Annotated in this window: 10 protein-coding genes; 6 read left to right on the plus strand and 4 right to left on the minus strand. The window is 69.1% G+C overall.

The features are described from left to right. Nucleotides 1–819: 819 nt before the first annotated feature. From ACWCQS_RS45740 to ACWCQS_RS45755, 4 genes are all read right to left on the minus strand, one after another. A complete protein-coding gene (locus ACWCQS_RS45740) occupies nucleotides 820–1,140 on the minus strand; it encodes a hypothetical protein (protein WP_451009962.1) in 321 nt (106 codons plus the stop codon). 235 nt (nucleotides 1,141–1,375) lie between these two features. Continuing rightward, on the minus strand, nucleotides 1,376–1,591 hold the full coding sequence (locus ACWCQS_RS45745; protein ID WP_451009963.1) for a hypothetical protein: 216 nt from the start codon (nucleotides 1,589–1,591) through the stop codon (nucleotides 1,376–1,378). A gap of 58 nt (nucleotides 1,592–1,649) precedes the next feature. Next, the gene (locus ACWCQS_RS45750) at nucleotides 1,650–2,507 is read right to left on the minus strand and encodes an MBL fold metallo-hydrolase (RefSeq protein WP_356318123.1); all 858 of its coding nucleotides are present in this window, start codon (nucleotides 2,505–2,507) and stop codon (nucleotides 1,650–1,652) included. Between the two features lie 695 nt (nucleotides 2,508–3,202). Beyond that, on the minus strand, nucleotides 3,203–3,670 hold the full coding sequence (locus ACWCQS_RS45755) for a winged helix-turn-helix transcriptional regulator (RefSeq protein WP_451009964.1): 468 nt from the start codon (nucleotides 3,668–3,670) through the stop codon (nucleotides 3,203–3,205). 292 nt (nucleotides 3,671–3,962) lie between these two features. Between ACWCQS_RS45755 and ACWCQS_RS45760 the strand changes: the two genes are divergently transcribed. The 6 genes from ACWCQS_RS45760 (at nucleotide 3,963) to ACWCQS_RS45785 (ending at nucleotide 9,639) form a co-directional block, all read left to right on the plus strand. Continuing rightward, nucleotides 3,963–4,388: a nuclear transport factor 2 family protein gene (locus ACWCQS_RS45760; RefSeq protein ID WP_451009965.1), complete on the plus strand. Its 426-nt coding sequence runs from the start codon at nucleotides 3,963–3,965 to the stop codon at nucleotides 4,386–4,388. Nucleotides 4,389–4,638: 250 nt separating this feature from the next. Continuing rightward, the gene (locus ACWCQS_RS45765; RefSeq protein ID WP_451009966.1) at nucleotides 4,639–5,349 is read left to right on the plus strand and encodes a flavin reductase family protein; all 711 of its coding nucleotides are present in this window, start codon (nucleotides 4,639–4,641) and stop codon (nucleotides 5,347–5,349) included. A gap of 149 nt (nucleotides 5,350–5,498) precedes the next feature. Next, nucleotides 5,499–5,900 (plus strand): tautomerase family protein, encoded by a 402-nt coding sequence (locus ACWCQS_RS45770; RefSeq protein ID WP_451009967.1) that lies wholly within the window; start codon nucleotides 5,499–5,501, stop codon nucleotides 5,898–5,900. 202 nt (nucleotides 5,901–6,102) lie between these two features. Then, on the plus strand, nucleotides 6,103–7,302 hold the full coding sequence (locus ACWCQS_RS45775) for an NAD(P)-dependent malic enzyme (RefSeq protein WP_451009968.1): 1,200 nt from the start codon (nucleotides 6,103–6,105) through the stop codon (nucleotides 7,300–7,302). Between the two features lie 206 nt (nucleotides 7,303–7,508). Further along, nucleotides 7,509–8,717, plus strand: coding sequence for an alpha/beta fold hydrolase (locus ACWCQS_RS45780; protein WP_451009969.1), 1,209 nt, complete (start codon nucleotides 7,509–7,511; stop codon nucleotides 8,715–8,717). Then, on the plus strand, nucleotides 8,623–9,639 hold the full coding sequence (locus tag ACWCQS_RS45785; protein ID WP_451009970.1) for an alpha/beta hydrolase: 1,017 nt from the start codon (nucleotides 8,623–8,625) through the stop codon (nucleotides 9,637–9,639). Before ACWCQS_RS45780 ends, ACWCQS_RS45785 begins: the two co-directional genes overlap by 95 nt. Nucleotides 9,640–9,821: the final 182 nt, after the last annotated feature.

Genomic DNA, 9,821 nt, shown 5'->3' on the forward strand with positions numbered 1-9,821 from the left:
TGTCATATGGGCTTGCTGGCACAACGCCACCCCTTACGACCCCTGCAGCCACCCTGCCGCCCAACGCCTCGCAGCTCCCTGACTTGACTCAGAGGCCTCAAGCGATATGCCGCCCGAGAGGTCTTCAACCTGGTCAGGACGGTATCCAGTGTCCCCCTGTTATAGGGGCGTCGGTGATACGGCGAGGTCCCGCCGAGGACCATCCTGGTGGGCCTGGGCGCGGAGCCGTGAGACGAAGAAGCCGCACCGGAGAGCTCCGGTGCGGCTTCTTTGTGAGATCGGCTGCGCTGTCGGGCAAGATGCGGTCGGCGTCTCATGCGGTCTGTCCCCGTGACGCTTTCGGGGTGCGCCTACTTTGCGATTGCACTCGCCTACGCTTCTAGGCGGTGTCTCCCTGATGGCAGTGCCTGCACGTTGAGGGCGGGGTGGTGCTGCGTCGCACGCCCAGCCTGCAGCCTTCCGGCCAAGTACGCGGGGGCGGACTCATCGGTCGGAGCTTCTCGGCACCCTCCCTGACCAGGCGACACGGCATTCAGGTGATGGACTGGCTGAGAACGATTGGTTTGATGCGCACCTTTTGGATCTCCACCGTACGCGCATGCATGTCGTGAGCTTCGACGAAGGGCACATTTATGTCTTCGGCCATGTGTAGGACGACGAAAACTCCGGTGGCACGGCGGCTGGCCGCCGCGGCCGTCGCGTGGGGCAGCTGCCTGGCGCTCGCCGGCCCGGCGGGAACCGCCGGAGCGGCAGCCGCCGCCCCGGCATTCCGACGGTCTTTTTCGGCGACTCGTATACCGCCAACTACGGCATCGCTCCCTACCAGCAGGCCAGCAGGGCCAGCACCGGCCAGTCGCCCTCGGCGGGCACACCGGTCGCGACGCGCACGACCGGCGGCAGACAGCCAGGCAGATCGTCCGGATCCGCATCCCTGAAGACACCTGTTCGAACTCTGGTTCGCGCGTCGCGTTGGGCGAACTCGCGGGCCAGGGTCGTCTGGGTGACCACCAGTTCGGACAGCTCTTCCTCGACGGCAGCGACCCGCTCGTTCAATGCGGTCAGCTCAGCCCGCAGCCCCTCCACCCGATGCCGGGCCGCCTCCTCACGCTGCTTCAGCAACGTCAGCAGTTCCTGCTCCATTCGTCCCTCCGGCGATGCCGCCGACGCAACGGCGCCGGCCCCAACCCCCACACCACCCAGGGACTTACCGGACCACCGGAACGCGAAACCCCCGCTGATCACCGTCCCTCAAACGGAGCCGCACCCATCCTGCTTCCCTCCGCCAGGGCCAGGGCAGGCCGAGGGGATCTCACCCCTCGGCTCTCACAGAACCGTGCCTAACAGCCGCCCGTTGCACGGCCTCTTGCCGTTCTGATCAGGCCAGTACGGCATCCGTCGTCAAGCGCCAGTGCGCGCACATGCGTGGGTATCGCTGGACGATCTCCACGAGTTTCGCAAGGGCCTTCCGTCTGCCCGCCAGCCGCTTGCACTTCTGGCCGATCCAGCGCACCAGGTAGGCGTTGATGCGCATCAGGAAGAGGCGTAACTCCCACGGCCGGAAGCAGCTGTAGTAGTTGAGCCAGCCCGCCACAACAAGGCGTAGCGGGAGGCGCCATGCGGCCCGCGCCGGGCTCGTTCCCCTTGTTCCGTCAGGCTCCGAGCAGGCCGACCGCGCCGTACCACACCGGGCCCGGGTTGAGTCGATCCGGGTAGAGGGCCGTCATCTGGTCGAAGTACTCGCGGGCGGTGGGATTCTGGCCGAGCAGCCGGATGGCGTCGACGAGGTACTGGCGAGTCTCTTCGATGGTGGCCGGGTCGTCGGGCAGGTCCTTGTTCTTGTGACCGGCCACGACGGAGCGCGGCTGGAGCGCGGCGACGCGGTCGAGGGCCAGGAGCCATTCCTGCAGGCCGCCGTCGCCACCTTCGAGGATGTACTGGTGCACGCCGTTGTAGACGACGTCGCCGGCCACCACGAGGCCGATCGATGGCACGTGAAGGACCGTGGTCTTGTCGGTGTCGGTGTGACCGACTTCGACAGCCTCGATGAGGTTGCCCTCCAGCAAGAAGCCCTCGGCGGGGACCGGCTGGGCCAGGACCGGGGTGTCGGGGATCAGACCGGGGAAGCGTTTGTCCCACAGTTCCTCGCGTCCCTCGGTGGCCTGCTTGTGCATGACCTCGATGGTTCCGGGGGTCGCATAGACGGTGACGCCGGGGAACCGCTTCACGAGATCGGCGGTGCCGAACCAGTGGTCGCCGTGCCCGTGGGTGGCGTAGATGTATGCCAGGCGCTTGCCGGAGCGCTCGATCCAGTCGCCCACCTGCTGGGTCTGCTCGATGGTGAGGGGCGGGTCGACCAGCACGGCGTCCTCGTCCCCAAAGATCAGCGTCGACGTCAGGGGCGAGGAGACGAGCCCTTCACCGTTGGGCAGCCGCTCGCCGCCGGCCCGGGGCGTCCCCTCTTGGACGAGAACCTCGTACGCCAGGGGAGAGGATGCGGATGCGGTCATGATGGTGCCTCCTTCAGGGGCAGAATGTGGCTCGCGCGACCGTCTGCCTCCGTGGCCGGGTCGCGAGCCGGACCCAATGTCTGGGTGCGCAGTTGAGATGGTCTGATCCGACGGGTGCGGTGCGTCCGCACCGTGGTGGACCGGGACGGCCGGCTCGTCGAAGGCGTTCCGCCGACCCCGGTCACGCTTGCCCGAGCGTGGGGTGGCAGGTGTTTTCGTACAACCCTCAAGAAACAAGCGTAGCACGTTTGGCTATGTCGGCTCCGGTTGCAGAGGAGTCACCCTCGCCCCCTCGGGCGAACGGCCTCGGGCGAACCGGAGGCCCGGTCGGAGCCCGGATGCGGCAGCCGTCCGCCGCCGACTGTCCGGCGGCCGCGGATACGACCGGACGCCTCCTGCGTGCTGAGTACAGGCATGGATGGGGGGCGTTCTTCCGCGGCAATGGATCTCCGGGGACGCCGCGACACCCCCGACGGGCGCATGCTCCCGTTCATGCGCCTGGGCGCCGGGTTCCGGCCCGGACGCTGGCCCGGTCGAGCGGTGCCGCCGGCCCCTGCGGGGTGCGGCCGGATCTGACCGGCCGCAGCGTGGCCGGGCCGATGTGGGTGAACGGGCCCGACCCTCGGCGAGAACGCCGAGGCTGCCTGTCTCCCTGTGCGGCCGGGATGCGGGAGTGATCGAGGAGCGGGTTGCAGTCAGGGGGACGTGCTGACGGCACCGGGGCCGGTGATCGGCTCCACCTCGGAGCCGGAGACCTCGTGGCCACAGGAGCAGCGCAACTCGACGTGCACCTGGCCGCCGCAGCCGGCGTGGTTCAGCAGTGTCGGCGGGCCCTCCGGGCCGCCGAGATGGGTGTCTCCGTACTGCAGGAGGGCGGCCAGAATCCACTGCAGGTCGTGGGCGGGCGACGTGAGGTGGTACTCCTGGCGCGCGCGCTGTCCGCCCTCTTTGTAGCTCCGGCGCTCCAACAGGCCGGCGTCGACGAGTTGCCCCAGGCGTTCAGTCAGGACGCGACGGGAGACCCCGAGGTGCTCAGCGATCTCGTCGAAGCGGTGCAGCCCGGCAAAGACCTCACGCAGGATGAGCAGGGTCCACCGCTCGCCGATCAGTCCCAGGGTCGCGGCGACGCTGCAATTGCCCAGATCAAGGTCACGCCACTCCATAACTTCAGGATACCTTCAGGGTTGCCATTCGGAACCCAGCCCTTGACTTCCTGAGTTCCAGATGAAAACTTAGCCGACATCGGGCCGTCGGCAGGCACTACGGCGCCCTCGGCCCGCGATGCCGCCCGGTGACCGCCCGAGCCCGGTCAGGCTTCCGGCCCGCCGCGCGCCTCACGAGCCGATCGGCCCATCCCCTTGACCTCCGGTCCCTCCGCGTACGACTGGACGGAAACCGAGGTGGGTGGACGCATGTTCACCCAGCACCGCACTCAGCCATGAGCATGGAGGAAGCATGTCGAGCAACCAGGCGATTGTTGATGCCTGCCGCCGCGCCTACACCGGGTTCGAGAAGAACGACTCGTCCGACCTGGTGGCCCTGATGTCGCCGGACGTGGTCTTCCATTTCCCCACCTCGCTGCCCTACGGCGGGACGTTCCACGGCCGGGACGGCTTTGCGGCCTTCTACAAGGACCTCTTCGACCACTACTACGAGTACTTCAACTACGACCTGCACACCGTGCTCGACGCCGGGTCGCACGTGGTGGTCCCCGTCCGGGCCCGGGCGAAGGCGAAGAACGGCCGCACCATGGAGAACGAGCACCTCCTCCTGTTCGCCGTCACCGATGGACTGATCACCGAGGCGCGGCTGTACGCCGACACCGCCAAGGGCCGTGACGTGATCGAGGGCCTTGAGTTCTTCCCCTCCGCGGCCGACTGACCCGTCCGACCGGAACCGGGAACCGGCATGGAGCGCCAGCCCGTTCGCGGCCAGGACCCGGACCCGACCCGGAGCCAGAACGACGACGTACCGGCCGGGCTCCCTAGGGCACGGCCGTCCCACCTCCCTCCATCGGTGCACCGGTGCCGCGCGCCGGGGCCGACAGCGGCCCCGATGACCCACCCCCGGCCCGCCCCGGCCGCACCTTCACCGGCGGCATGCCGCCGTGCATGTCAGAGAGGACATGACCGTGATCATCAACAGTGACGAATTGGACGCGACTTCCGCGTACAAGCTGCTCATCGGGGCGGTCACGCCACGCGCGATCGGCTGGGTGAGCACCCAGTCGGAATCCGGCATCGCCAACCTGGCGCCGATCTCGTTCTTCACCGTGGTGAGCCGGGTGCCCCCGATCGTGTCCCTGACCCTTCAGCCGCGGTCGGACGGGACCCTGAAGGACACGTTCATCAACATCCGGGACAGGGGCGAGTTCGTCACCAACCTGGTCACGCTTCCGCTGGCCCACGAGATGCACCGCAGCGCCATCGAATTCGACAGCTCCCAGGACGAGTTCGACGAGGTCGGCCTCGAGAAGGCGGACTGCGAGGTCGTCAAGGTGCCGCGGGTGAAGGACTCACCGATCGCGATGGAATGCGTCGTCGACCGGATTATCCAGGTCGGCGACATCAACGACCACGTCGTCTGGGGCAAGGTCGTGCGCTTCCACGTCCGGGACGACGTCTACGTCCAAAACGGACGCATCGACACCGGCGCGATTCCCGCGGTCGGCCGCCTCGCCGCCGAGTACACCCTCGCCGACAACGCGTTCGTCCCGCCCCTGCCGGACGACGTACTGAGCGCGCGACTGGGCCGGCGCAGCCACCGTCTCGACGGACGCCCGGACGGATGGTCGCAGGTGGACAGCGCTGACTGGTCCCCCTCCGGAGCCACGAAGGCATGACGGCGTCGCCACCGGGCCGGCCGCATACCAGCCACGCACTCCCGCGCGGTATGTCATGGACGTCCGGAGCGGCCGCGCCGTACACCGGGCCCTGATCAGGCCCCCGAACGGTCCGACACTCGACATCGCACCCCCCGAAGGAGCCCCCCATGCCGGTCTTCAACGCCCACATCCCCGCCAACCGCTTCACCTCGCAGCAGAAGCGCGCCCTCGCCGACGCCCTCAACCAGTCGCTGGTGCAGGGCCTCGGCATCCCGGAGGGCGACCGCTTCATCATGATCAGCGAACACGGTGAGGACGAACTGTTCCTCGACCCGACTTTCATGGGCATGCAGCGCAGCTCGGACGCCATGATCATCACGGTTCTCTTCGGCGCCCACCGGCCCCTGGAGGACAAGCGGGCGGTGTCCGCCGCCATCAGCAGGCTGGTCGTCGAGGCGCTCGATGTCTCTCCCGACGACATATTCATCGCCCTGATCCCGGTCCCGAACGAGAGCTTCTCGTTCGGGAGGGGTGAACTGCAGCTGGCCGAAGGGGCTCCTCGCTGGTGAACCCCGCGTCCCGCCCGCCGACCAGGCCCGGAGCCTGCCCGCGGACCGGGGCGGGCCGAGGCCCGGCGCACCGGCCGGGCAGGGCACTGGGGCACACGGCCACACCGGAGTGCCCGAGCATCCCGCCGGGCGAACGGGCACGGCACGCCGAACAAGGGATCGGCGACGGGAGCAGCAGAATGAATCAGCAAAGGAATCAGTCGTGGAAACCGAAACCGCCGCGTCGACGCGGACGCCCGCGCCCGGCCAAGCCGAGGAGCCGGTCTTCGCGCTCCACCACGGGGGAAAGATGGCGATCACCCCGACGGTGCCGCTGCGCGACCGCGAGGACCTCTCACTCGCCTACACGCCGGGTGTCGCCGAGGTGTGCACCGCCATCGCCGGGCAACCTGGTCTCGTGCACGTCTACACCTGGGTCTCGCACACGGTCGCGGTGGTGACGGACGGCACCGCGGTGCTCGGTCTGGGCGACATCGGCCCGCAGGCGTCGCTGCCGGTCATGGAGGGCAAAGCGGTCCTGTTCAAGCAGTTCGGCGGTGTGGACGCCGTGCCCATCGCGCTCGCGACCACGGACGTGGACGAGATCGTCCAAACCGTCGCCCGCCTCGCACCGTCCTTCGGAGGCATCAATCTCGAGGACATCTCCGCGCCCCGGTGTTTCGAGATCGAGCGCAAGCTTCAGGACCGCGTCGACATCCCGGTCTTCCATGACGACCAGCACGGCACGGCCGTCGTCACCCTCGCGGCCCTGCGCAACGCCGCCCGTCTCACCGGGCGGACCCTGGACGACCTGCGCGCGGTCATATCGGGCGCAGGGGCGGCGGGTGTCGCGATCGCCAAGATCCTGGTGGAGGCGGGCATCGGCGATGTCGTGGTCACCGACCGGGCCGGAGTCCTGCACTCCGGCCGTACGGATCTGACCGACGTCAAACGGGACATCGCCGTGAACACCAACCGGGCGGGGCGCACCGGCGCCTTGGAGGATGCCCTGGCCGGCGCCGACGTCTTCATCGGCGTCTCCGGCGGCACGGTCCCCGAGGCCGCGGTCGCCACCATGGCGCCCGGGGCCTTCGTCTTCGCCATGGCCAACCCCACCCCCGAGATCCACCCCGATGTCGCCCACAAGTACGCGTCGGTCGTCGCGACCGGCCGCAGCGACTACCCGAACCAGATCAACAACGTCCTCGCCTTCCCCGGCATTTTCGCCGGCGCCCTGCGCGTCCGCGCCTCCCGCATCACGCCGGGCATGAAGATCGCCGCCGCGGACGCCCTGGCCTCCCTGATCGCCGAGGAACTGCGTCCGGACCACATCATCCCGTCGCCGTTCGACCCTCGAGTGGCCCCCGCGGTCGCCGATGCCGTCGCAGAGGCCGCCCGGCGCGACGGCGTGGCCCGGGTCTAGGCGGCCAATTGCGCTCTGTCCCGTGATCCGAGGACAGCGCCGAGCCCAGCCCATCGAACGCGTCGCATCCCCAATCCGCAGGTCGGGGAGACGACGCAATCCACCGGATGCAGCGCCTGGACGCACGTCCGACCGACTTCCCCCATCGAAAGCCAGGACCGGTCCCCTTCCGGGGCGACGTCCGCTCCCGGACAGTGAGGACACACATGAAGACGGAACGCGTCGCCGACAGCGACGTACGGTACCGGCGCACCGGCGACGGAGACCTGGCCGTGGTGTTCGTCCACGGCTTCCTTGACGACCAGTACGCCTGGGACCGCCTGATCCCCCAGCTCACCACACCCGGCATCGAGTGCGTCACACTCGACCTGGCCGGCTGCGGCGACCGCGACGCGGTGGAGGGGCCCTACGACTACGACCGGTTCGCCGACGAGGCGGGCGCGGTGGTTGACGCCCTCGGGAAGCCTTTTGTGATCGTCGGTCACAGCATGGGCGCCGCCGTGGCCGAACTGGTCGCGGTGCAGCGGCCCGACCGGGCCCGCGGACTCATGCTGGTGACCCCGGTCCCCCTCGCGGGCGTACACCTGCCCGACGAGACGATCGAACAGTTCCGCTCGCTGGGCGGCGACGCGGACGGGCAGCGGGGCGTACGCGAACAGCTGTCCGCCGCGCTCCCGGAGGCCGAGCTCGACCGGCTGGTGGCGACCGGACGGCGTCTGCGTCCGGAGGTCATCCGCGTCCTTGCCGACTGCTGGAACACCGGGAACCCTCACGGCGAACGGCCGAGCAGCTACGTCGGCCCGGTACTCATCCTTCGCGGCGAGGGCGACGGGTTCGTCACCGAGGACATGGTCAACGACGCGATCGCGCCCCGCTTCACCGCCATGACAGCGGTATCGGTGGCCGAGGCCGGCCACTGGGCCCACATCGAGCAGGCGGCCGACGTCGCTACCCACCTCGACCGCCTCCTCGCCGAGGCCCAGGGCACCGACAGCGCCCCCGCCGCGAACACCCCCCGCCCGCAGGGGTGGACGAACGCCTTCGCGCAGAAGTCCGCCGCCGCATTCGGTGAGGCGTTCACCAAGGACGTGGTCCTGGAGGCGAGCGTCTTGACCCGCCCGGTGGAAGGCCGCGACCAGGTGAACAAGGTGATGGGCGCGGCGAGCGCGATCTACGAGTCGCTCGGCTTCACCCGGGAGACCGTCGACGGCCCGCGAACCTACCTGGAGTGGGAGGCCACCGCGTTCGGCGGCCTGCCGATCGAGGGCGTCACCATCCTGACCAAGAATGCGGACGGCCAGATCCTCCGAGCCGCCATCCATCACCGGCCGCTGGGCTCCGCGCTCCGCTTCTCCGCGGAACTGCGTACCCGGCTGGCCGGCGAGATCGACGCCGACTACTTCCACCAGGGCTGAAGGCCCTGCCTATTCAGAAGGTTGTTCCATGATTCAGCGCAAGGACATCCAGTTCGAGGCCGACGGCGGAGTCACGCTGCGCGGATGGCTCTTCCTGCCGGACGGCCCGGGACCGCATCCGGCGATCACCATGGCCCACGGCTACGCCGGGGTCAAGGAGCACGGCCTCGAGCCGTTCGCGCAGGCCTTCGCCGAGAACGGCTTCGTCGTCCTGGTCCATGACCACCGCGGCTTCGGGGCGAGCGACGGACAGCCGCGCCAGGACGTCGACCCATGGCGGCAGATCGCGGACTGGCGGCGGGCCATCTCCTTCCTGGAGAGCCTCCCCGAGGTCGACCCGGAGCGGATCGGCCTGTGGGGCACCAGCTACGCCGGCGGCCACGCGATCGTCCTGGGCGCGACCGACCGCCGACTGCGGGCCGTGGTCTCCCAGGTGCCGACCATCAGCGGCTTCGAACAGGGCCGGCGCCGTATCGCCCCCGAGGCCGTCGCAGCCCTGGAGGAAAACTTCTCCGAGGACGAGCGCGCCCAGTTGCGTGGCGAGACCCCCCGCACCCTGGCCATCGTCAACAGCGACCCGGCGGTGCCCGCGTCCTACCGGACACAGGAAGCCATCGACTTCTACCTCCAGCCCAAGCCCGACGGTGTGTGGGAGAACGAGGTCACGGTCCGCTCCACCCGGGCCGCGCGCATGTACGAGCCCGGAATCTGGGTCGACAGGGTCTCACCCACACCGCTGCTCATGGTGGTCGCGCTCAACGACACCGTCACCGTGACCGACCTGGCCCTCTCGGCCTACGAGCGCGCGCTGGAGCCCAAGCGACTGCGGACGATCCCGGGCGGTCACTTCGACCCCTACACCGCCCAGTTCGACAAGGCGAGCAGCGCCGCCGTCGAGTGGTTCCGCGAGCATCTCGCCTGAGGGGCGCCCCGCACGCCACCGCGACCGGCATGAACTGGCTGCCCCGCCCCGCGGGTGCCCTGTGATCTGGCGATGCGGATGGCGTTAAGAGGTCATCTCATTTGGGGTGTTCGATAGGCTATAGGCGTGGGGATCGTTGAGCGGCTGGTGCCGGATGAGCTGTGGGAGTTGTTCCAGCGAGT

Source organism: Streptomyces sp. NPDC002076 (assembly GCF_053593835.1).

What these genes read in the sequence shown, in the direction of transcription:
- ACWCQS_RS45740 (WP_451009962.1), bottom strand. Translation starts at nt 1,140, where the DNA reads ATGGAGCAGGAACTGCTGACGTTGCTGAAGCAGCGTGAGGAGGCGGCC.
- ACWCQS_RS45780 (WP_451009969.1), top strand. Translation starts at nt 7,509, where the DNA reads ATGAAGACGGAACGCGTCGCCGACAGCGACGTACGGTACCGGCGCACC.
- ACWCQS_RS45760 (WP_451009965.1), top strand. Translation starts at nt 3,963, where the DNA reads ATGTCGAGCAACCAGGCGATTGTTGATGCCTGCCGCCGCGCCTACACC.
- ACWCQS_RS45755 (WP_451009964.1), bottom strand. Translation starts at nt 3,670, where the DNA reads ATGGAGTGGCGTGACCTTGATCTGGGCAATTGCAGCGTCGCCGCGACC.
- ACWCQS_RS45750 (WP_356318123.1), bottom strand. Translation starts at nt 2,507, where the DNA reads ATGACCGCATCCGCATCCTCTCCCCTGGCGTACGAGGTTCTCGTCCAA.
- ACWCQS_RS45770 (WP_451009967.1), top strand. Translation starts at nt 5,499, where the DNA reads ATGCCGGTCTTCAACGCCCACATCCCCGCCAACCGCTTCACCTCGCAG.